Raw genomic sequence first — 22,414 nt, forward strand, 5'->3', positions numbered from 1 at the left:
GGTGGGAGGTGATACCATGGACAAAATCGAACGGCTATTGGTCTTTGGCGATATTCATGGGAAATGGACGAAATTCGAGCAGGCATATGAACGCGCCGCCTTTGATCCGCAAAAAGATATGATGGTATTTCTGGGGGACTATCTGGATCGCGGCGAAAGTCCTGTGCCGGTCATGAAGTGGGTGATGGCGCATTTTGACGCAGAACATATGATTTTTCTACGCGGCAATCATGAGCAGATGTTCCTGGATGCGATGCAGGCAGAGCAAAAGCCGCAGCCACAGGGACTGCTCGCGTTCCTGTGGGGATCGCCGCAAAGTCTCTGGCTAATGAATGGCGGGCGCATCACCGACGCTGAGATAGAAAAGACAGGCTCAGGGCAAGAGCTCCGGCGCAGCTGGGCGGAGCTAATCGAAAGGATGCCATTATATGCGAAGGTCGAGACGGAAAAGCAGGTATATTGGTTCATGCATGCAGATTGCAATCCTGAGGAACCGCTGGAAGAGCAGCCAGCGGAAACGCTTCTGTGGCATCGGCAGTTGGCCGCAAGGCCGAGCCAGCACCAAGGCCGGCAGGTGATTGTCTTAGGCCATACGCCTGTGCAGACGCTTGGGTACCAGGCAAAACCGCAGTGGCTGCAGGATGGCAGGCTGGTGTTGATGGATACGGGCAGCTATCTTGCCGATGGACGTGTTACCTGTGTCGATTTGCTTAGCCGGACAATCTATCAGTCAGAATAAAAAACACGAGCATTTGACCGGTCAAATGCTCGTGTTTTTTATGGTTAGTCTTCGATAGCTACAAGCTCAATCTTGAAGTTCAGTTCCTTGCCGGCCATTTCATGGTTGGCGTCAAAGGTAATGGACGTTTCGGTTTTTTCCATTACCGTGACGGGGACTGGCTGGCCATAGGCGTTCTGCAGGGCGACGCGCTGGCCGACTTCCAGGCCCTCGGAGCCAGGCAGCTGGCTGATTTCCATGGTGACGATGTTTTCGTCAGATGGCATGCCATAGGCCTCTTCGGGCATCAGATGGATGTCCTTGATGTCGCCGACGGACATGTCTTTTACGGCCTCATCAAAGCCTTTGATCATCATGCCGGCACCGCAGACGAATTCGAGTGGTTCGCCGCGGTCATAGGAGGAATCGAACTTCGTGCCATCGTTGAGGGTACCCGTGTAATGAACTTTTACTTTCTTGTTTTCATTGCTCATGAAATGAATCTCCATTCTTTGTGTATTGCGTAAGCCTTATCAGTATACCATAGCCAGGCCTTATTTGTTTAGCAGTTGAGCTTTTAATTCGCGATAGCGGCGCGTATAGTAGGGACCGTTCTGGGCCTCGCGATGGTCAAAACCATAGGCGCGGCGGCTGACGGCAAGGATTGGAGGTGCCTGGATGCGCTTGGCGATTGCCATGCCGCAAAAGAGGTTCCACCAGCGCTCAAGGTCAGCGATGAAATCTGCGGCTGTCGGGAAATATTTGGCGATGAGGCCTGGCTCGCAGCCGAGGTTTTCTTCCACAGTACCGGCCGCATACCATTCGAGGATATCCTGGGGCGCAGCTTTTTCCCAGCGCTCGATAAAGGCGCGGAACAGGTAGTCATGATACGGATATTTGATTGGGTCGCCCTTGCCTTCGTCGACGTTCTGGGCATTGGAGAGCTCCGCACTCGGCACGATGTCGATGATGCCTTGCGGCACGACTTCGCGGCCATAGACTTCTTCGTTCATATAGTAGGCCAGTGCATAGACCTGATGTTTCCAGAGGTCAGCGAGCGCAGCGAGGAAACCTGACTGATCGCCGTAGAGTGTCGAGTAGCCGACTGTCGTTTCGGCTTTGTTGGCGTTGCAGGTAAAGCCACCGCCAAAGGCTGCCGCGGCACCGGCGAGCACGCGGGCACTGCGGTCGCGTGCCTGGATGTTTTCGGTGACAAAGGAGGAGACAGAGAGATTCGTCGTGCTGCCATCGGTCAGATAAGTCATCGGCGTGTGCTCAAGCTGGTCAACGGTATGGTCGACGGACTGCTGGATCGGGACAATCATATACTGGCAACCGAGATTGTTGGCAAGCTGCTGCGAAAGACCTTTGGTCGTTTCCGAGTTGAAGACGCTCGGCATGTTGACGAGCAGCAGGTTTTCGGGGCCGACAATCTTGGCGTAGAGAGCAGCGGCGACCGCTGAGTCGATGCCGCCCGAGATGCCGATGACGACTTTTTTCATATGGATGTTTTCGAGGAAGCGTTTGACGCCGTAGTGGAGTGCGCGATAGATATGCGCGATGTCTTTTTCCGTTGACTTGTCAACTGGCTTTGACTTGTCAATCTGCCCCATATCGATAAGGGCCAGGTTTTCCTGGTATTCTGGTGCGACGGCAACGACATGGCCCTGGGCGTTGTACGCCGTACTTGACCCGTCAAAGGTGTAGATGGTCTTGCCGTTGTTCTGCAGGCCGATGGCATTGACATAGAAGAGTGGGACATCAGCCTGCTGCGCCTGGGCACCAAAGACGCGGTTGCGCTTGTCATTCTTGCCGAGCGTATACGGTGAGGCTGAGATATTGACGAAAAAGTCAGGTTTATGGCGGCCGAGTATCGTGAATGGTTCAAGCTCGTAGTTATCGCCCCAGCCATCCTCGCAGAGCAGGCAGCCGATGCGGTAGTGCTGGCCCTTGACTTTGACGGTCACTGGCGAGAGCAGCTGGTCCGGCGTGGTGCCGAGCTCGCGGGCGAGCTTCTGCAGGCTGAAGAAGTGACGGGTATCGTCAAACTCCCGGTAGTTGGGCATCAGGGTCTTGATGACGTATGGATACGGCATGTTGTCAGGCTGGATGAGCTTGCCGTTCTGCGCTGTGAACAGGGCGTTGTATTTGCGGACGCGGCCGTCGTTGTTCTTTTTTGACCAGTCAACTGCGATGTTGCCGAAGATGACCGTGATGCCCGCCGAGGCAGCGATGATATCCTGGCCGTAGCTTTCGCAATCCTTGAGGAACGAGGACTGCTCCCAGGTGTCGCCGAGCAGGTAGCCGGGTACAGCCATCTCCGGGAAGATGACGATATCGGCGCTTTGTGCCTTAGCATCAGCAATCATGGCGAGAATCTTGGCGGTGTTCTGGTCAGGATGGCCAGGGATGACTTCCATCTGGCCCATAGCAATTTTCAACAAGAGAAAAACACTCCTTAATCAATTACATAAAATAAATAAAATCATGTAATATGGAAATAAAATGTAATATTATCGAGAAAACGTATTTTCTCAGCCGACAATCTTATATTTTCTATAGGATTCGTCCTCAATATATGATATAATAAACCTCGAATACAGTCTAGAACCAATTTCTGACACGAAGTCAGGCGCAAAAGATGAGCAGTTTATAGTATTATGGAAAAGAAAGAGGCGGTTGATTTGAAGTATAGCAGCACGAGAGGCAATGGCGTAAAACTTGACTCGGCGCAGGCCATTATCCAGGGACTCGCAGCGGATGGCGGCTTATTCGTGCCCGATAATATGCCAAAGGTTGATGCTGCGTTTATCGCATCGCTCGGCGAGCTCAGTTATGAAGAGCGTGCGGCTAAAGTGCTCGGACTGTTCCTCACGGATTATACAGCTGACGAGGTCAAAGGCTGTGTAGAGCGCGCCTATGGCAACAATAAATTCGATGCGGTGATGCGGGCACCGGTCAAGGTGTTCGATGATCTGGGAGTACTGGAGCTCTGGCATGGCCCGACGAGTGCGTTCAAGGATATGGCACTGCAGCTTTTGCCGCAGCTCATGAGCACGGCCCTCAAGAAGACTGGCGAGAAAGATAAAGTGTTGATCCTCGTGGCTACTTCCGGTGATACGGGCAAGGCTGCGCTGGAGGGATTCTGTGATGTCGATCAGATCAAGATCATGGTATTCTATCCTGAGGGTGGTGTCAGCCGCATCCAGCAGCTCCAGATGCTTACCCAGGAAGGGGAAAACGTCAATGTCACGGCTGTGCGCGGTAACTTTGACGATGCCCAGAGCGGCGTCAAGAGCATCTTCGGCGACAAGGCCTTCAACGAGGAGCTCGGGGAAAAAGGTGTCAAACTCTCTTCGGCTAACTCCATCAACTGGGGCCGTCTTGTGCCGCAGATTGTCTATTATTTCAGTGCCTATGCCGATCTTGTCAAAGCTGGCAAGATCAAGGCGGGCGAGGAAATCAACTTCACGGTGCCGACAGGCAATTTCGGCGATATCCTAGCGGGCTTTTATGCCAAGTGCATGGGGTTGCCTGTACATAAACTCATCTGTGCCTCGAATGCAAACAACGTGCTGACGGATTTTCTGCGCACGGGTGTTTATGATCGCAACCGTGATTTCTATAAGACGATCACACCGTCGATGGATATCTTGATTTCCAGCAACCTGGAGCGCCTGCTCTATCATATGACTGAGGATACCTCTAAGGTTGCTGGCTGGATGCAGGAGTTGTCTGCGACGGGCCGCTATGATATCGGCGCCGAGCTGTTGCAGAAGATCCAGCAGACCTTCTGGGCTGACTGGACCAGTGACGCGGATACCGAGGAGCTCATTGGCCGTGTCTATAACGACAAGCACTATGTACCGGATACCCATACGGCTGTGGCCTGGAAAGTAGCCGAAAACTATCAGCAGGTGACGGGGGATGACCATTACATGGTCATTGCCTCGACGGCGAGCCCGTATAAATTCAACGGCAGTGTATTGGAGGCACTGGGCGTGGATACAGCAGGCCTTGATGAGTTTGCCATGCTGGATAGGCTCCAGGACCTCAATGATGATCCGACGCCGCAGGGACTTGCTTCGCTGCGCACCAAGGCGCAGCGCCACGATGGTGTCTGTGCATGCGAGGGTATGCGTCAGGCCGTGCTAGCCTTTGCTGAGGCATGATAGAATGATATGAACACGAAAAACGCAGTGGGAATAATAGCAATCCATACTGCGTTTTTCATTTGTTTTATTTTATTGACAAACAATTTCGATAAATGGCATTTTTAAAATTTTACCATGCAAATAGTTGACATTTATGGAAAAATAAGCTAATATAATATTCGTGGTAAGGAAAGTGAAGTGTGAAAACCTTATCAACAGTTAATACATTTTATGAAAGAGGTTGAATGTAAAATGGCAAACATCGATCTTACTCAGTATGGAATCACGGGCACGACGGAAATTCTTCACAACCCTTCGTATAAGACGTTGTTCGAGGAAGAGACCAAGGAAGGTCTGACTGGTTTTGAAATCGGCCAGATTTCGGAGCTCGGAGCAGTAAACGTCAAGACGGGTATCTTCACGGGTCGTTCCCCGAAAGATAAATTCATCGTGGATGATGAAACCTCGCATGACACGGTTTGGTGGGATTCTGAGGCTTATCATAACGATAACCACCGCGCAACGAAAGAGGCTTGGGAAGCTTGCAAAGAGATTGCCAAGAAGGAGCTCTCTAACAAGAAACTCTATGTTGTTGATGCTTTCTGCGGCGCCAACAAGGACACGCGTATGGCTGTCCGTTTCATCGTCGAGGTTGCTTGGCAGGCTCATTTCGTAACGAACATGTTCGTAAAACCGACCGAAGAAGAGCTGGCAAACTTCAAGCCGGACTTCACGGTTTACAATGCCTCCAAGGCTAAAGTCGAGAACTTCAAGGAGCTTGGCCTCCATTCTGATACGGCTGTCGTCTTCAATCTGACAAGCCGCGAGCAGGTCATCATCAACACCTGGTATGGTGGTGAGATGAAGAAGGGCATGTTCTCCATGATGAACTACTTCCTGCCGCTCAAGGGCATCGCTGCTATGCATTGCTCGGCTAACACGGATAAGGAAGGCAAGAATACGGCTATCTTCTTCGGCCTTTCCGGCACGGGTAAGACGACGCTGTCGACGGACCCGAAACGCCTGCTGATCGGTGACGATGAGCATGGCTGGGATGACGAAGGTATCTTCAACTTCGAGGGCGGCTGCTATGCCAAGGTCATCAACCTTGATATGGAGTCGGAGCCGGATATCTATGGCGCTATCAAACGCAATGCTCTGCTCGAGAACGTTGTCCTCGATGAGAAAGGCAAGATCGACTTTGCTGATAAGAGCATCACGGAGAACACGCGCGTATCGTATCCTATCGACCACATCAAAGGGACGGTCAAAGGTTTCGTCAACGATCGCAGCGCTGCCCCGGCAGCTAAGAGCGTCATCTTCCTGTCGGCTGATGCCTTCGGTGTCCTGCCGCCGGTTTCCATCCTGACGCCGGAGCAGATGCAGTACTACTTCCTGTCTGGTTTCACGGCTAAACTTGCTGGCACGGAGCGCGGCATCACGGAGCCGACGCCGACGTTCTCGGCTTGCTTTGGCCAGGCCTTCCTCGAACTCCATCCGACGAAGTACGCGCAGGAGCTCGTAAAACGCGTCAAAGCCAACGGCACGAAAGCATATCTGGTCAACACGGGCTGGAATGGTACGGGAAAACGCATCTCCATCAAGGATACGCGTGGCATCATCGATGCAATCCACAGCGGTGCTATCGCTAACGCACCGACGAAGAAGATCCCGTTCTTCGGTCTGGAAGTTCCGACGGAGCTCGAGGGCGTAGATACGAATATCCTCGATCCGAAAAACACTTATGCTGATCCGGCAGAGTGGGAAAAGAAAGCCAAAGAACTGGCATCGATGTTCATCAAGAACTTCGACAAATACACGACGAACGAAGCAGGCAAGGCTCTCGTCGCTGCTGGCCCGCAGCTCTGATTCATTCGCTGACACGAATATATCTTCACCTATGGGAGGAACCTCTGAGCGAGGTTCCTCTTTTTTAGGTATTTTTAAAATTTTTGCAGTATAATATGGATAGTATAGATAAAAAGGGAGTGATTCAATGAAAATCAAGGCTATGGTGCTTAGCGGATTGCTCATCACGGCATTGCAGGCTTGTTCGCTTGGCGGCGTGGAGGCTGCCAGCAAAGGGCGGCTGGTTTTTATCCCGCACGACAACCGGCCCATTTCCTGTGAGGATACAGCTGATGTGGCGCGGGCGGCGGGCTATGAGGTCATCACGCCGCCACAGGAGCTGTTGAGTGGTGGTGTTGATAAGCCGGGAGATCCGGACAAGCTTTGGCAATGGGCCAAGGAAAATGTCCGCGGCGCCGATGCGGCGATGTTCTCCTCGGACTCGATGGTTTATGGTGGTCTGGTGCCGTCGCGCAAGCATGAGCTTGATGAGGATACGCTGGCCGCGCGTGTGCAGGAATTTGCCCAGCTGCGGCAGGAAAATCCGCGTCTCAAGCTCTATGTGTTTGATTCCATCATGCGCACGCCGAAGAGCGGCATGTACTCAGGCAACGCCGAACCAGCTTATTACCAGCCCTATGGTGCAGATATCTTCCAGTATTCGGCGCTGGCAGACAAGAAGTCGCTGCAGGGGCTGACTGCTGCTGAAGAACAGGCGCTCCAGCAGCATGAGCAAGCAGTGCCGCAGGAGGTCTGGCAGGATTGGCGCGCACGCCGTGCCAAGAACCTCAAGGTCAGCGAGCAGCTGGTGGATTTGACGCGTCAAGGTGTCATCAATTACCTGGTGGTCGGCAAGGATGACAACGCTCCATATTCGCAGACCCATCATGAGGGACTCTTGCTGGAGGATTATGGCAAGGATCTTCCAGATACCCGCTATCAAGTTCTCGCAGGCATCGATGAGTTTGGCGCGCTGCTGCTCAGCCGCGCAGTCAACGATACGGAAAAGGAGATTCCGTTCATCTATGTCAAGTACAACAAGGGAAAAGGCGCTGATACGGTGCCGGGTTACTCCGATACGCGCATCGATAACACCATCCGCGCCTCGGTGCGCACGGCTGGCGGTCTGGTCGTCAATACGCCGGAGCGGGCGGACTTCGTGCTGCTGGTCAATACGAATGAAGATGGCCGTACTGGCGAGGCCAACCTTGTAACGGCGGCGAAAGGAACTCTTGCCAATAATGGGGAGGACCGTGGTACAGCGAAATACTTCACGCAGCAGGTCAACGACTATGTGGCCGCTGGCAAGGCCGTGGGCGTGGCTGACATCGCCTTTGCCAATGGCGCCGATAACGCGTTGCTCAAATCCTTGCAGGCTGGTGGACTTCTCTATAAGATCCGTGCCTATGCGGGCTGGAATACACCGACGAACAGCACGGGCTTTGTCATTGCGACAGGGCTGTTGTCGAGCCGGATGCCCGATGATGCCTGCGATAATCTCCTGACCAAACGCTATTTGGATGACTGGGGGTATCAGGCCAACGTCCGCCCGCAGATGGCAACTAGCATTGCCGGTTTCCGCCGCTGGGATGTCTACAGCAACATGGGAAGTTATGAGACAGGTATCGTAAACCGCATCAACACATTGATGCGCGAGTTTGCCGTCAAGAACTTGCCGCCCTTTGCGAACCTCGATAATCTTCAGGTAACGCTGCCGTGGCATCGCATGTTTGAGGCGAATTTCAAATACTAACAAAAAAGCAGGCTCACCGACGCATGGCGTGGTGAGCCTGTTCTTTTTCTATCAGTATGTTTTATAGATAGCGTCTTATCGCTTGGGCTACGCCGTTGTGCAGATTGTCTGCTGTGATGTGCGCAGCCTTCTCTTTTAAGGATGGGACGCTGTTTTCCATGGCGGTAGCGTGGGTCGGGAAGGCCTCAAACATCGAAAGGTCGTTGGTGCCGTCGCCGAGCACGAGGACTTCGTCTTCGCGGATGCCGAGCCGTTGGGTCAGTACGCGCAGCGTATTGCCCTTGGTGGCCTTGGCGTCGTTGATTTCGATGTTGGTGCGGAAGCTGGCTGAAAGTGCCAGTCCCGGGACTTCCTGCCTGAGCTTGTCGCTGAGTGCTGCGAGCAGCTCAGGCTTCTGGCTGAAGGTGATGAACTTGGCGATGTGGATATCGCTCTGCCAGAAGCCTTCGAGGTCGTGGATGTATTGCAGCTTGCGGAAGTGGGGATTGCGAAGTGCCCAATAGAAATTCTTGAAGAAAGTCGTGCCGGGGCGTACCTCGCGCATGCGGTCAATCAGGCCGCGGTATGTCCTAAGACGGGAGTTGGCACTATAATGGCCCTGGTCGGTGTAGATTTCCAGATTGAAGCGGTGGAAGTTAGCGATGGTCTCGTAGATCCTGCGGCCGCGTTCGTGGTCGATATAGGCGGCATGCAAAAGCTTATGCTGCTCATCGTGGAGTTCGGCACCGTTCATCGTGAGATAGCAGGGATGCAGGTCGTAACTTTCGATGAAAGCTCGGACGTCGGCCATGATACGGCCTGTGGCGATGACGAATTTGATGCCGGCAGCCTCTGCCTGACGGATGGCTGCGATATTTTCGGACGAGATCCGATGGGCGCCGTCGAGCAGCGTGCCATCCATATCCGTTGCAATTAATTTGATCAAACATATCCCTCCTGACTGCTAATATTATAAATAGAAGCAGCAGGGATGGCAAGGTATCCGGCAGGTTTTGCCATTGAAGGGCTGGGCGTAATTTGCTAAAATGATAGGGAACAAACGAATGTTTTAGGTGATGGCGAGTGAAGTTACGAGATTCGATTCAATATGTCAAGGGCGTTGGCCCAAAGAAGAAGGCGGAGCTTAACCGTTTGGGCATCCGCACGGTCTATGATCTTTTGACCTGGTTCCCGCGTACCTATGAGGACCAGAGCGTGCTGACCAAGATTGCGGAATTGCAGCCAGGCGAGCGCGCGACAGTTTCAGGGGTAATCATGAATGTGAATGAGCGCCAGGCTGGCCGGCGCGGTATGACGATCCTAACGGCGCTTATCGGCGATGGCAGCGCTTTTTTGCAGGTGACCTGGTTCAATCAGAAGTATCTGAAAAAGCAATTGCAGACGGGGCGGCGGGTGTTCGTGACCGGCAAGGCTGAGTATGCCTATGGCGGCCGCGGCCAGTTTGCCATGAGCCAGCTCAGCGGATTTCAGATCCTTGATGATGAGGATACGCCGGAAGAAATGTGCGGCATCCTGCCAGTCTATCCGGCAACGGAACGGCTCAATCAGAAATTCTTCCGCAAGACCATGGCCGGGCTTTTGCAGGCGGAGTTTGAGCTGCCTGAAGTCATCCCTGCAGATATCCGGGCACGCTATCAGCTGCAGGGGCGCCGCGAGGCGTTGCAGAAAATCCATTTTCCGGCAGACTTTGCTGAGCTCCAGGCGGCGCGCAACCGCCTGGCTTTTGAGGAGCTTTATCTGATCCAGTGCGGCCTGCTGATCCTCAAGCGTCAGTCACGGGAAAAGAAGAAGGGCATCCGTCATTTGTTGTCAAGTGAGCTGCTACATCGCCTGGAGGCAAGCCTGCCCTTCAAGCTGACTCATGACCAGTTAAAGGTCTGGCAGGAAATCTGTCACGATATGGAAAGCCCTGTGCCGATGCGGCGCCTGGTGCAGGGTGATGTCGGATCGGGCAAGACGGTCATTGCCATGCTGGCCCTCGTCAAGACAGTGGAAAACGGCTATCAGGGGGCGCTTATGGCGCCGACAGAAATCCTTGCCAGCCAGCACTATGAAGGCTTCAAGGCCCAGCTTGAGCCGCTTGGCGTTCGCATTGGCTTCCTGTCGGGGCGGTTGACCAAGAAGAAGCGCGAGGCGATGTATGCGGCCATCGCAGCCCACGAGGTGGATATCGTCATCGGCACCCATGCACTTATCCAGGAGGGGGTGCGCTTTGCGAAACTTGGTCTTGTCGTTACCGACGAGCAGCACCGGTTCGGCATCGCCCAGCGGGCTGAGCTCGAGAAGAAGGGGGAGCTCATGCCAGATGTCCTCGTCATGACCGCAACGCCGATTCCGCGCACGATGACATTGACGGTTTATGGTGACCTCGATGTGTCGCTGATTCAGGAGTTGCCGCCGGGACGGCAGCCAATCCGCACCTTTGTCCGTCAGCCTGACCGGCGTGAACTCATCTATAAGTATGTGCTAACGCAGCTTGAGGCCGGGCGGCAGGCTTATGTCGTCTGTCCGCTGATTGAGATGAATGAGGACAGTCCGCTGCCATCGGCAGAGGAAATCTATGATGAACTGCGTTACGGGATTTTCCGCGATGTGCCTGTCGGCCTGGTGCATGGCAAGATGAAGGCGGCAGAAAAAGAACAGGTCATGCAGGATTTCTATGAGAATAAGATCAAGCTGCTGGTTTCGACGACGGTTATCGAAGTCGGTGTCAATGTGCCCAATGCGAGCATCATGGTCATCGAGAATGCCGAGCGCTTTGGCCTGGCGCAGCTCCACCAGCTGCGCGGCCGCATTGGCCGCGGTCCTTACCAATCGTTCTGCATCCTGGTCTCGGAGATGAAGACGGAAAATGCCAAGGAGCGTCTGCAGATCATGGCTGAGACGACTGATGGATTCAAGCTGGCCGAGGAAGATTTGCGGCTGCGTGGCCCGGGCCAGTTCTTCGGTGCGATGCAGCACGGCTTGCCGGATCTCAAGATTGCCGATGTGCTGCAGGATATGGACATCCTGCTGCAGGCGCGCCGGGCGGCACTGGAGACCATGGAAAATCAGGCCGATGTGCAAGATATCCTGCCGATTTTGGCGTTACAATATCAGCAGCAATTCCTCAACATTACAGAAACGTGATAAAATTACCGTCTTTTATCCGAGAACATCTTGACATAATTGATGGACATACTATACAATAAAGTTATCTTTTGTGCGTAAAAAATTCTAGGAGGCGCATAGCTTGACTACAGTATTCGTAAATGGTGCCTGTGGCCGTATGGGACAGGCGGTCCTCAAAGCGGTCCAGGAGGATAAGGACCTTGAGCTCGTGGGAGCTTGTGACATTCGTGGCGGTGCGGATACCGGCACGCTCGTCGGTTTGCCGGCAAATGGAATTCTGGTGGAGACCGACCTTGCCGCAGCACTTACACGGCTCAAGCCGGAGGTCATGGTGGACTTCACGCGGCCGGATGTCGTATTTGGCAATGTCATGACGGCACTGGAGCATAAGGTCTCGCCAGTCGTCGGCACGACGGGGCTTTCGGAGGAGCAGAAGGCTGAGATCCGGCAGGCGGCAGAGAAGAATGGCACGCCGGCGTTCATCGCCCCGAATTTTGCCATCGGGGCGGTGCTGCTGATGGTTCTTTCCAAGCAGGCCGCCAAGTATATGCCTGAGGTGGAGATCATCGAGCTGCATCATGACAATAAGCTCGATGCGCCGTCGGGTACGGCCATCCAGACGGCAGCCATGATTGCCGAAGTCCGTGAGGCGCATAAGCAGGGCCATCCGGAGGAGAAGGAAAAAATGGCTGGCGCCCGTGGCGCTGACTATGAGGGCATGCATATCCACAGTGTCCGCCTGCCGGGCTATGTCGCCCATCAGGAAGTCATCTTCGGCGGCCTGGGACAGACGCTGACGATCCGTCATGATTCCATGAATCGTGAGTCCTTCATGCCGGGTGTCTGCCTGGCGGCCAAGAAGGTACGTTCTCTTACGGGCCTTACGATTGGTCTTGACCAGCTGTTGGAGTTCTGATTCAGAAGCATTTGCTATCAATCATCGAAAGGATGTATCTATATGAAAAAGTACAATGTAGCAATCCTCGGTGCCACGGGTGCCGTTGGGCAGGAGTTCCTCAATCTCATCGAGGAGCGCAACTTCCCGTTCGCCAACCTCAAGATGCTCGCTTCCAAGCGCAGTGCTGGCAAGAAGATCCAGTTCATGGGCAAGGAATATACGGTGGAAGAGGCAACGGAAGATTCGTTCAAGGATGTTCAGATTGCTCTGTTTGCTGGCGGCGGTGCCAGCAAGGTCTTTGCTCCGGCTGCCGTCAAGGCCGGTGCGGTAGTCATCGATAACTCCAGTACTTTCCGTATGGATCCGGAAGTCCCGCTGGTCGTGCCGGAGGTCAATCCTGAGGCCATCAGCAAGCATAAAGGCATCATCGCCAACCCGAACTGCTCGACGATCATCATGCTCATGGCACTCAAGCCGCTCTATGATATCTCGAAGATCAAGCGCGTTGTCGTATCGACCTATCAAGCTGTTTCGGGTGGTGGCAAAGAGGCTATGGCTGAGCTTGAGCAGCAGGTCGATGATATCGTGAACGGCCGCGAGGTAACGGCAAACATCCTGCCGGGTGCGGCCCTCAACAAGCATTATCAGATTGCCTTCAACCTGATTCCGCAGATTGACGTCTTCCAGGATAACCTCTACACGAAAGAGGAAATGAAGATGGTCAATGAGACGAAGAAGATTTTCGATGATCCGGATATCCGCGTGACGGCAACGACGGTTCGCGTACCGGTCTATCGCAGTCATGCAGAATCGGTTAATATCGAGTTCGAGGATGAGGTCAGCGTCGAGGCAGCGCGCAAGGCTATCGATGCCTTCCCAGGCGCAGTTGTCAAAGACAACACCGATGAGCAGGAATATCCGATGCCGCTCTTCACGTCGGGCAAGGATGATGTTGAGGTTGGCCGTATCCGCAAGGATTACTCCTGCGAGAACGCTCTGAACCTTTGGTGCTGTGGCGACCAGATCCGCAAGGGCGCAGCACTCAATGCCCTGCAGATTGCTGAGTACATGATCGAGCACGACATGATAAAATAATTGCCAAGAAAACTTTACCGTCTGGCACGCATTGTGCCGGACGGTATTTTTTATCTGCATGGGGCAGGGCTTTTCAGAATATTTCTAGGAAATGCGGATAGAATATGATACAATAGATAGAGCGAAAACATATTCGGGAGGAATCAGATATGGTCAGCGAAGAAACTATGATGTTTAAATTCGGCAATGATGAGAACAAGGCCGCGACGATTATCCGTAACGCCTGCCAAGCGATGGAAGAGAAGGGATACAATCCCATCAATCAGTTGGTTGGCTATCTGCTTTCGGGAGACCCGGCGTATGTGACGAGCCATAACGATGCGCGCAGTCAGATCCGCAAGCTGGAGCGCGACGAGCTGCTCGAAGAGTTGGTTAGAGCATATTTGGAGAAGAATAAGTAAATGAAACGTTATATGTCGCTCGATATCGGCGACCGGACCATCGGTATTGCCGTAAGCGATCTATTAGGCCTTACGGCTCAGGGGGTGGAGACAATCCGCCGCCGCAAGGAAGAAGATGACTTGAAGCGCCTTGGTGAGCTTATGGAGCAGTATGAGACGAAATCTTTGGTCTCGGGACTGCCCAAGAACATGGATGGCACGGAAGGTGACCGTTGCAGCATCGTCAAGGAGTTCATGGCCAAGGTCAAGGAAACATATCCGGATGTTGAGGTGGTGTTCTGGGATGAACGCCTGTCGACCGTGGCTGCTACCCGGTCACTGATTGAGGCCGATGTCTCGCGCAAGAAACGCAAGAAGGTCATCGATAAGATGGCAGCCGTGTTTATCCTGCAGGGGTATCTTGACAGCCTGCGGTGATATGTGGTTTAGCTTGACAAGTTTTCTCATTATAAGCTAAAATGCATGTAGACTGATTTTGTGACGAGAGGTGACCAGAATGGCAGATAAGGAAAAAGAAATGAACGAAGACGGCGTTGTCGTCGTCATGACGGACGATCAGGGCAATGAATATTACTACGAAGAAGAGATGATCATCCCAGTAGGCGATCAGAAGTATGCACTGCTTGTTGGCCTGCACAATGATGAGCATGAGCATGGCTGTGGTTGCGGCTGTGAAGACGGTGACGAGGATGTCCTGATTGCCAAGATCGTTGTCGATGAGAATGGCGAAGAGGAATACATTGAGCCGACGGACGAAGAGTTCGAAGAGGTTCAGAAGGCCTATAACGCTTTGGTTGACGAAGCAGAGCAGGAGTAAATCCTGTTGCGGGGCTGCCATCCAGATGGATTGGCAGCTTTTTCGCATCTATAAGGAATGGAGATGTTGTTGTGGGAGAGAAACTCAAAGCGTGGCAGGCAAGCCTCGAAAAGTGGATGTCGGACCATCAGGAGAGTTTAGACTGGGTAACGGATAAGCTGGAACAGATAAGTGACAAGATGACGTGGAAGCGTTGGGGTGTGGCAAGTGCTATTGCCCTGGTGGTGCTGCTTGGCAGCTGCATGTGGCTGTTCCAGGGAAAATCAGCGCCGCGGGCCGCGCTGTCTGCAGATCAGACCATCTATGTCTCGGTCAAGCCGGGCATGGGGGCGAATGAGATTTGCGACAAGCTCGTGCAGCACGGCGTGCTTAGCAGCAAGTGGCCGTTCTGGTGGAAGGTCAAGACTAGCGATGTGGCCAGCTCCTTCAAGACCGGTATGTATGCCATGCATCCCAACATGTCAGCTGAAGAGGTGCTCGCAAAGCTCGTGGCAGGCGATACAGCTGTCGTGAAGTTTACGATTCCCGAGGGTTTTGGCATCAAGGAGATTGCCAAGCGCTTGGCAGATGAGGGCCTTGTAGATGAGCAGGAGTTCCTGCGTAAGGCCAAGACTTATGCGCCCTATGACTATATCGATCGCAAGCCAGAGATCCGCTATGCCTGTGAGGGCTTCCTATTTCCGGACACTTACGAGCTGCACGAAGAGGCTACGCCGGAGTCCATCATGAAGATGATGGCGGAGGACTTCGATACGCGGCTGACGCCAAAACTGCGCGCTCGGGCTGAAGAGATGAATCTTACAATCTTTGAAGTCATTACACTGGCCTCGCTGGTGGAGAAAGAGGCGCTCTATGAGGAAGACCGGCCCATCATCGCGCAGGTATTCTTCAAGCGCTTGAAGCTTGGTATGCCGCTGCAGTCGGATACGACGCTGCAGTATCTGATGGATGCGCCAAAGGAGGATGTATCCATCAAGGACACGAAAATCGAGTCGCCTTACAACACCTACCAGCATCGCGGTCTGCCGCCAGGGCCGATTGCAAGCCCAGGCATGGCAGCCATCAAGGCCGTACTCTATCCGGCCGATACGGACTACCTGTACTTTGTCGCTGACCGCAAGGGGCATAATCATTATTCGACGAATTACGAAGACCATAAGGTCATTGTCGAGCAGGTGCGCTGACCGGTCAACAAAGAGGAGATATTTTGAAAACGATAGAAACATTATTTGCGGAAATGGAACGCTATGCTAAGGAAAACCATGTGCCTATCATCAATGAGAAGGGGCGCGTGGCTTTCCTGCAGGTGATAAGGGAATGCCGGCCAAAGCGCGTGCTGGAGGTAGGTACGGCAATCGGCTATTCGGCCCTGCAGATCGCCCATAATGGCGCGGAAGATGTAGACATAACGACACTGGAGCTAAGTGTTGACCGGTCAAAGATCGCTAAGGCATATATTGACCAATCAAGATATGCTGGACGCATCCATATCCATACTGGCGATGCGGCTGAGCTATTGACTACGGAGGCGCCCAAGGCGGCGCCTTATGATTTTGTCTTCATCGATGCGGCCAAAGGCCAGTATGTCGATTATCTCCAGAAGATTGAGCCGTTGCTGGCAGATGAGGCGGTCATCCTGGCTGACAATGTGCTGTTCCGCGGCTATGTGCGTTCTGAGGAAAAGCCGCCGCGCCGGTTCCGGACCATCGTCAAGCGGCTGCGCGAGTATATAGAGTTTGTGACAGAGATGCCAGGCTATGCGACGGAAATCCTTGAAAATGGCGATGGACTTGCGATTACGCGGTATCGGCGGTTGACAAAAGATTGATTTAGGAGGAATCCTGTTTATGATAAAGAAGCCAGAGCTTTTAGCACCGGCGGGAACACTGGAAAAATTGAAGATGGCGATACTCTACGGGGCCGATGCTGTTTATCTGGGCGGCAAGGCCTTTGGCCTCCGAGCTTTTGGCGGCAACTTCACGCGCGAAGAGCTCAAGGAGGCGGTGGATTTTGCCCATGCGCGGGGACGCAAGGTCTATGTGACGGTCAATATCTTTCCGCATAACAGCGATCTTGTTGGGCTGCCAGATTACTTGAAGTATCTGGACGAGATCAAGGTCGATGCCCTGCTTGTGGCTGATTTGGGCGTATTTATGATGTGCCGCGAGCTGATCCCGGAGATGGAGCTCCACATCAGCACCCAGGCCAACAACACGAACTGGGCGACGGTGAATGCTTGGAAAAAACTAGGTGCCAAGCGCGTCGTGCTGGCCCGTGAGATGTCACTGGCCGAGATCCGCGAGATCCGCGAAAAATGTGACGTGGATCTCGAGATGTTCATGCATGGTGCTATGTGCATCTCGTATTCGGGCCGATGCCTGTTGTCGAACTACTTCACGGGACGTGATTCGAACCGTGGCAGCTGTGCCCAGTCCTGCCGCTGGAAGTATGCACTGGTTGAGGAAACGCGGCCCGGTCAGTATTTCCCCATCGCTGAGGACGAGCGTGGCACCTATATCATGAATTCGAAGGACATGTGCCTGATGCCGAATATCCGCGACGTCATCGAAAGCGGTGTTGACAGCCTCAAGATTGAGGGGCGCATGAAGAGCGTGCATTATGCAGCCAGCGTCGTCAAGGCCTATCGTCTGGCCATTGATGCTTATTTTGCTGATCCTGAGCATTTTGAGGTGCAGCAGCTCTGGCTCGATGAGCTCGAGAAGGTATCGCATCGCACCTATACGACAGGATTCTACTATCATCAGCCAACGGCTGACGATCAGATCTATGGCAAGACGTCCTACGACCAGACCTCGGAGTTCGTCGGCTTAGTGCGGTCCTATGATGCGGCAACAGGTTGGGCTGTGGTTGAGCAGCGCAACAATATGAAGCTCGGTCAGGAAATCGAGGTATTCCAGCCGACAGGTCCGCTTTACCGCCAGAAGATCACGGCGATGAAAAATGCCGATGGCGAGAGCATCGACGTGGCACCGCATCCGCAGATGATTCTTTCCATGAAGATGGAACAGCCTGTAGAACCGTACACAATCCTGCGCCGCGACATTACACAAACGAAACAGTGAGTCATATTTTCTGATTTATATTGTAAATTTTAATCATACCGTGCTATGATAAAGATGTATTGTAAATAATAAATTGGGAAAGTGGTGTTGATTATGGCTATTCGTTATTTTGGTACCGCTGCCGGCCAGGTTCAGGGTGTCGGCTTTCGCATGTTCGTGCAGCAGCACGCTATGGAGCTTGGCATTACGGGCTGGGTAAAGAATATGGACGATGGGACGGTCACGATGGAGCTGCAGGGCGAGGCTGAGGCAATCGATAAGCTCGAGCAGATTATCCGGGATGGCAACTATTTCATCAAGGTGAAGAGCTTTGCGCTTGAGACGCGTGATGTCGTGCCTGACGAAAGACGTTTTGATGTCCGCTACTGATGGGAGGAAGATGCATGGCAAAAGTTCTCGTACTCAATGGCCCCAATCTCAATCTGCTGGGCACGCGTGAACCGGAAATCTACGGCAGCACGACCCTCAAGGATATTGAGGACATGATGGCCAGACGCGCAGAGGCGGCTGGCATCGGCATCGATTTCTATCAGTCCAACCATGAGGGGCGGCTGGTCGATAAGATACAGGAAGCTAATCATAACTACGACTACATTATCTTCAATGCGGCGGCATTCACTCATTACAGCATTGCGCTGCGCGATGCGATTGCCGCCATTGATGTGCCGCTTATTGAAGTGCACATCTCCAACATCCACAAGCGTGAGGAGTTCCGGCATCAGTCGGTGTTGGCTCCGGTAGCCATGGGGCAGATCTGTGGTCTCGGCATTGAAAGCTACATGGCAGCGCTTGAGGCAATCATCTACAAACTGCAAAAGTAATACCTAAGAAAGTTAATTAGAACCAGGAGTTGACCTTTTATGAAACAGAGCCGTTTAGAGGCTGTCCGCGCCCTTATGTCTGAGCATCAGCTCGATGCCATTGTCGTGACGAAGTATGTGAACCTGCATTATTTCAGCGGATTCCGCGGCGACGATACGACATTGGTCATTTCACGCGACCAGGCGATGCTGATCACCGACAACCGTTATACGGAGCAGGCTGCGCAGCAGGCACCGTTGTTTGAGATTGTCGAGCAGCAGGATGGTCTTTTGGTCAAAACGGCAGAGTGCATCAAGAAGATTGGTGCCAAGAAGGTCGGCTTTGAAGGCAATGCTCTGATCTATGACGATTTTGTCACGCTGACCAAGCTGCTGGCAGGCTGTGATTTCACGACGGCAGTGGCCCTTGATGATTTGCGCCAGATCAAGGATGCGGAGGAAATTGCCAATATCCGCAAGGCCTGCGAGATTGCCGATATCGGCTTTAAGGATATCCTGACTTATGTGCGCCCGGGCATGACTGAGGTGCAGGTAGCGGCGCATCTGGAGAACTGCATGCGCGAAAATGGCTCGGAGGGGCCGTCGTTCACGACCATCATGGCCTCGGGCATCCGCGGCGTGCTGCCGCACGGCATCGCCACCGACAAGGTCATCGCTGAGGGCGAGTTCCTGACCATGGACTATGGTGCCATCTATGCCGGCTACGATTCGGATATCACGCGCACAATCTGCATAGGCCATGCGGATGAAAAGCAGCGCCGCATCTATGACGCTGTGCTGGAGTCCCAGAAGCTTGCGCTGACGAAAATCAAGCCGGGAGTTTCGGGTAAATCGGTCCATGTAGCTGTGCAGGATAATCTGGCCCGCTATGACCTCAAGCAGTATTTCGGTCATGGCCTTGGACACAGCCTGGGGCTTGAGATCCATGAGAACCCGCGCATGTCGCTGAAACGCGACGATATCCTCAAGGAAAACATGCTGATCACCGATGAGCCGGGTGTCTATATCCCAGGCTGGGGTGGTCTGCGTATCGAGGACACGGTGCTGGTCACGAAAGATGGCAGTGAGCCGCTGACGAAAGCGGATAAAGAACTCATCGAAGTCATATAATCTGCGAGAAGATGGCAGTGAGCCCTTTTCAAAAGGCAGAAAATATGCTATCATTATTTCGTTACATTGAAATTAAATGCTTAAAAGGCAATAATTGGAGGGCGTAAGTTAATGATTAATAGTACTGATTTCCGCACGGGTCTCACGATCGAGATTGATGGTGGCGTATGGCAGATTGTCGATTTCCAGCATGTAAAGCCGGGTAAAGGCGCTGCATTCGTCCGCACGAAGATCAAAAACGTTGAGACGGGTGCTGTTGTTGAGCGCACGTTCAACCCGAACGAGAAGATGCCGGCAGCACACCTCGAGACGCAGAACATGCAGTTCCTCTATGAGGCTGATGGCATGTACACGTTCATGAACACGGAATCGTATGAGCAGGTTGAGCTCAACAAAGAGCAGCTTGGCGATGCCCTGAACTACCTCATGGAGAACATGGAAGTTTCCATCCAGACGTTCAAAGGCCGTATCATCGGCATCCAGCTCCCGAACTCCGTAAACCTCAAGGTAATCGAGTGCGAGCCGAGCGTCAAGGGCAACACGGCTACGGGCGCTACGAAGATGGCTAAGGTCGAGACGGGCTATGAGGTCCGCGTACCGCTGTTCATCAATGAGGGCGAGGTACTGCGCATCGATACCCGTACGGGCAACTACATCGAGCGTGCATAATCGGTAGATTTTTGATGCCTAGGACTGCCGCATCATCAGGTATGGTGCGGCAGTTTTTTCACGATTAATGGGCAAATATTTCCGAACTGGCAGGAATCCCGTCGCCTCTTCGCGAAAGTATATAAGGTATAAATATACGTTTGGTAAAAGTATTCGCCAAATCACAGGAGGGGTTCATAATGGAAAAGGAAAAAGAAATCCAGAAGAATAGTTCGTTAGGCTCTATCCGTATTGCTGATGAGGTCGTCAGCATCATCGCCGGGCTGGCCGCTACGGAAGTCGAGGGCATTGCTGGCATGAGCGGCGGCATTGCCGGTGGCATTGCCGAGATGCTCGGGCGCAAGAACTTTGCCAAAGGCGTAAAGGTCGAGGTGGGCGAGAAAGAGGCTGCTGTCGATCTCTACATCATTGTCAAATATGGTGTCCGCATTCCTGATATTGCACTGGCTGCTCAGGAAAATGTCAAACAGGCGATTGAGACGATGACGGGACTTTCGGTAGTCGAAGTCAACGTGCATGTGCAGGGCGTAAGTTTCCCGCAGGATGAAGAAAAGAATGATGAGGTCCGTGTCCGCTAAAAGAGGTTGATGGTATGGGAATAATTAATCGATTCCTGTTGCTGCTATTGTCTTTGGCAGTGGCGGCCCTATCTTTGGCGGTGCTGTTGGCAGCTTTAGGGAAGCTGCCAGAAGAAGTTTGGCTGGATTCGATTCGCTATGCGCTCGGGCGCATGGAAACGATTGCGGGAGCCGCAGTTGTCTTTTTGCTCAGCCTAAGATTGTTGGGACAGGTATTTGCCCGCAGTGGTGAGCAGACAACCAGCAAGGGTGAGTATGTCATCGAAAGCAGTGCCAATGGCGAAGTCCGAGTAGCACTTGATGCTGTGCGCAATCTTGTGGACAGGCTTGCGCGTGAGGCTCATGGTGTCCGCGATGTCCGGGTCAAGGTGCAGGCAAAGAATCACAAAGATGGAGCGACGCTTGCCCTTACCTTGGACCTTACGGTCGGACGTGAGGCGGATGTGCCGAAACTTTCGGAGCAGCTCAAGGCAACCGTACAGCAACAGTTGATACAGACTATGAATCTGACCGATGTGCCAGTCAATATCGTGGTGGCTGATATATCCGATAAGCAGCCGGCCAAGAAACATCGAGTCGTATAAGGCGGTGACTCACAGCAGATGAAAGAAGAATTAAGAGAAACTGCCGAGGCTCTTTGGCAGCAGCATCGTGGCAAAACCGTGGGAACAATCCTTGGCATTGTGCTCGGGATAGCGATTTTATGCTTTGGCTTTTGGTGCACAGTCTTTGTCCTTTGCTGTGGTCTGATCGGCCTGTTTGTTGGTTCGCAGATGGATCAGGGTGAGGATATCCTAGGAACACTTAGCGATAGATTCTTTCAGCTGACGAACCATTTTCGGAACTAAGAAGAGATAAGAGGAAGGTAAGTAATGAGTCGTAGACAAGCAAGGGAAGCAGCCCTGCAGGCACTTTTCCAGTTAGATTTGAATCAGGCCGAAACGGAAGAGCAGCAGGGGATGTATGAAACCCTGGCTATTGATACCGCACTGAGTGAGTCTGAGAAGATGTCCGCGCATGACCGGGACTATGTCAAGACGCTGGTCCATGGTACGCGGGCGAATCTTGCGGCGATTGATGCTTTGATTTCGGAGAGCTCTAAGGATTGGAAGATTGAGCGTATGGCAGTGGTGGATCGCAATCTGGTTCGTATTGCTATTTTTGAGATCAAGTTCTCGGAGGAGAAGCTCACGCCAAATATCGCAATCAACGAGGCTGTGGAACTGGCGAAGAAGTACGGTACAGATGATTCCAGCCGCTATGTCAATGGAATCCTGGGTGCGATGATGAAACTCGCGCATTGATAAGAAGGAACTGCCAGCCCCGGATTTTTCGGGCTGGCTTTTTCGCATGTTTGG

The 22,414-nt window shown here is 53.0% G+C and carries 24 protein-coding genes; 21 read left to right on the top strand and 3 right to left on the bottom strand.

The annotated features are described in order from the left end of the window. The first annotated feature begins 16 nt into the window (after window positions 1–16). Window positions 17–739: a metallophosphoesterase gene (locus BM322_RS00435; protein WP_075427943.1), complete on the top strand. Its 723-nt coding sequence runs from the start codon at window positions 17–19 to the stop codon at window positions 737–739. A 44-nt stretch (window positions 740–783) separates the two neighbouring features. Here the strand turns inward: BM322_RS00435 and BM322_RS00440 are convergent, their stop codons facing one another. Together BM322_RS00440 and nadE are read right to left on the bottom strand one after the other, a co-directional pair. Next, entirely contained in the window at window positions 784–1,212 is a 429-nt protein-coding gene (locus BM322_RS00440; RefSeq protein ID WP_075427944.1) for a peptidylprolyl isomerase, read from the bottom strand. A 60-nt stretch (window positions 1,213–1,272) separates the two neighbouring features. Continuing rightward, entirely contained in the window at window positions 1,273–3,162 is a 1,890-nt protein-coding gene (nadE, locus tag BM322_RS00445) for an NAD(+) synthase (RefSeq protein WP_075427945.1), read from the bottom strand. Between the two features lie 216 nt (window positions 3,163–3,378). Between nadE and thrC the strand changes: the two genes are divergently transcribed. The 3 genes from thrC to BM322_RS00460 all read left to right on the top strand — a co-directional run bounded on the left by thrC (window position 3,379) and on the right by BM322_RS00460 (window position 8,473). Beyond that, complete coding sequence (gene thrC / locus BM322_RS00450; protein WP_075427946.1) at window positions 3,379–4,890, top strand: threonine synthase; 1,512 nt, start codon at window positions 3,379–3,381, stop codon at window positions 4,888–4,890. Between the two features lie 234 nt (window positions 4,891–5,124). Continuing rightward, on the top strand, window positions 5,125–6,741 hold the full coding sequence (pckA, locus tag BM322_RS00455) for a phosphoenolpyruvate carboxykinase (ATP) (protein WP_075427947.1): 1,617 nt from the start codon (window positions 5,125–5,127) through the stop codon (window positions 6,739–6,741). A gap of 127 nt (window positions 6,742–6,868) precedes the next feature. Beyond that, window positions 6,869–8,473: a DUF4127 family protein gene (locus BM322_RS00460; RefSeq protein WP_075427948.1), complete on the top strand. Its 1,605-nt coding sequence runs from the start codon at window positions 6,869–6,871 to the stop codon at window positions 8,471–8,473. Between the two features lie 61 nt (window positions 8,474–8,534). On the opposite strand, the gene BM322_RS00465 is transcribed toward BM322_RS00460, so the two are convergent. Continuing rightward, window positions 8,535–9,398: a Cof-type HAD-IIB family hydrolase gene (locus BM322_RS00465; protein ID WP_075427949.1), complete on the bottom strand. Its 864-nt coding sequence runs from the start codon at window positions 9,396–9,398 to the stop codon at window positions 8,535–8,537. A 137-nt stretch (window positions 9,399–9,535) separates the two neighbouring features. Here BM322_RS00465 and recG point away from each other — a divergent pair, with 137 nt between their 5' ends. From recG to nusB, 17 genes are all read left to right on the top strand, one after another. Then, complete coding sequence (recG, locus tag BM322_RS00470) at window positions 9,536–11,602, top strand: ATP-dependent DNA helicase RecG (RefSeq protein WP_075427950.1); 2,067 nt, start codon at window positions 9,536–9,538, stop codon at window positions 11,600–11,602. Window positions 11,603–11,705: 103 nt separating this feature from the next. After that, entirely contained in the window at window positions 11,706–12,500 is a 795-nt protein-coding gene (dapB, locus tag BM322_RS00475; protein WP_075427951.1) for a 4-hydroxy-tetrahydrodipicolinate reductase, read from the top strand. A 42-nt stretch (window positions 12,501–12,542) separates the two neighbouring features. After that, window positions 12,543–13,577, top strand: coding sequence for an aspartate-semialdehyde dehydrogenase (locus tag BM322_RS00480; protein ID WP_075427952.1), 1,035 nt, complete (start codon window positions 12,543–12,545; stop codon window positions 13,575–13,577). A 149-nt stretch (window positions 13,578–13,726) separates the two neighbouring features. Further along, a complete protein-coding gene (locus tag BM322_RS00485) occupies window positions 13,727–13,978 on the top strand; it encodes an IreB family regulatory phosphoprotein (RefSeq protein WP_075427953.1) in 252 nt (83 codons plus the stop codon). Then, window positions 13,979–14,395 (top strand): Holliday junction resolvase RuvX, encoded by a 417-nt coding sequence (ruvX, locus tag BM322_RS00490; RefSeq protein ID WP_075427954.1) that lies wholly within the window; start codon window positions 13,979–13,981, stop codon window positions 14,393–14,395. Window positions 14,396–14,474: 79 nt separating this feature from the next. After that, window positions 14,475–14,795, top strand: a complete 321-nt coding sequence (locus BM322_RS00495) for a DUF1292 domain-containing protein (RefSeq protein WP_075427955.1) — start codon at window positions 14,475–14,477, stop codon at window positions 14,793–14,795. 71 nt (window positions 14,796–14,866) lie between these two features. Next, window positions 14,867–15,979, top strand: a complete 1,113-nt coding sequence (gene mltG / locus BM322_RS00500; protein WP_075427956.1) for an endolytic transglycosylase MltG — start codon at window positions 14,867–14,869, stop codon at window positions 15,977–15,979. A 23-nt stretch (window positions 15,980–16,002) separates the two neighbouring features. Next, window positions 16,003–16,623, top strand: a complete 621-nt coding sequence (locus BM322_RS00505) for an O-methyltransferase (RefSeq protein WP_318254483.1) — start codon at window positions 16,003–16,005, stop codon at window positions 16,621–16,623. Between the two features lie 19 nt (window positions 16,624–16,642). Continuing rightward, the gene (locus BM322_RS00510; protein ID WP_075427958.1) at window positions 16,643–17,878 is read left to right on the top strand and encodes a U32 family peptidase; all 1,236 of its coding nucleotides are present in this window, start codon (window positions 16,643–16,645) and stop codon (window positions 17,876–17,878) included. Between the two features lie 93 nt (window positions 17,879–17,971). Next, complete coding sequence (locus BM322_RS00515; RefSeq protein ID WP_075427959.1) at window positions 17,972–18,247, top strand: acylphosphatase; 276 nt, start codon at window positions 17,972–17,974, stop codon at window positions 18,245–18,247. Window positions 18,248–18,261: 14 nt separating this feature from the next. Next, window positions 18,262–18,699 (top strand): type II 3-dehydroquinate dehydratase, encoded by a 438-nt coding sequence (gene aroQ, locus BM322_RS00520; protein WP_075427960.1) that lies wholly within the window; start codon window positions 18,262–18,264, stop codon window positions 18,697–18,699. Window positions 18,700–18,738: 39 nt separating this feature from the next. Then, complete coding sequence (locus tag BM322_RS00525) at window positions 18,739–19,809, top strand: Xaa-Pro peptidase family protein (RefSeq protein WP_075427961.1); 1,071 nt, start codon at window positions 18,739–18,741, stop codon at window positions 19,807–19,809. 111 nt (window positions 19,810–19,920) lie between these two features. Then, the gene (gene efp, locus BM322_RS00530; protein ID WP_075427962.1) at window positions 19,921–20,478 is read left to right on the top strand and encodes an elongation factor P; all 558 of its coding nucleotides are present in this window, start codon (window positions 19,921–19,923) and stop codon (window positions 20,476–20,478) included. A gap of 179 nt (window positions 20,479–20,657) precedes the next feature. After that, window positions 20,658–21,056 (top strand): Asp23/Gls24 family envelope stress response protein, encoded by a 399-nt coding sequence (locus BM322_RS00535; RefSeq protein ID WP_075427963.1) that lies wholly within the window; start codon window positions 20,658–20,660, stop codon window positions 21,054–21,056. Between the two features lie 14 nt (window positions 21,057–21,070). After that, window positions 21,071–21,640: an alkaline shock response membrane anchor protein AmaP gene (gene amaP / locus BM322_RS00540; protein ID WP_075427964.1), complete on the top strand. Its 570-nt coding sequence runs from the start codon at window positions 21,071–21,073 to the stop codon at window positions 21,638–21,640. 18 nt (window positions 21,641–21,658) lie between these two features. Beyond that, on the top strand, window positions 21,659–21,904 hold the full coding sequence (locus BM322_RS00545; RefSeq protein ID WP_075427965.1) for a DUF2273 domain-containing protein: 246 nt from the start codon (window positions 21,659–21,661) through the stop codon (window positions 21,902–21,904). Between the two features lie 24 nt (window positions 21,905–21,928). Further along, entirely contained in the window at window positions 21,929–22,360 is a 432-nt protein-coding gene (nusB, locus tag BM322_RS00550; protein ID WP_075427966.1) for a transcription antitermination factor NusB, read from the top strand. Window positions 22,361–22,414: the final 54 nt, after the last annotated feature.

Origin of the sequence: Selenomonas sp. GACV-9 (assembly GCA_900116485.1) — a bacterium.
Taxonomy (GTDB): domain Bacteria; phylum Bacillota; class Negativicutes; order Selenomonadales; family Selenomonadaceae; genus Selenomonas_A; species Selenomonas_A ruminantium_G.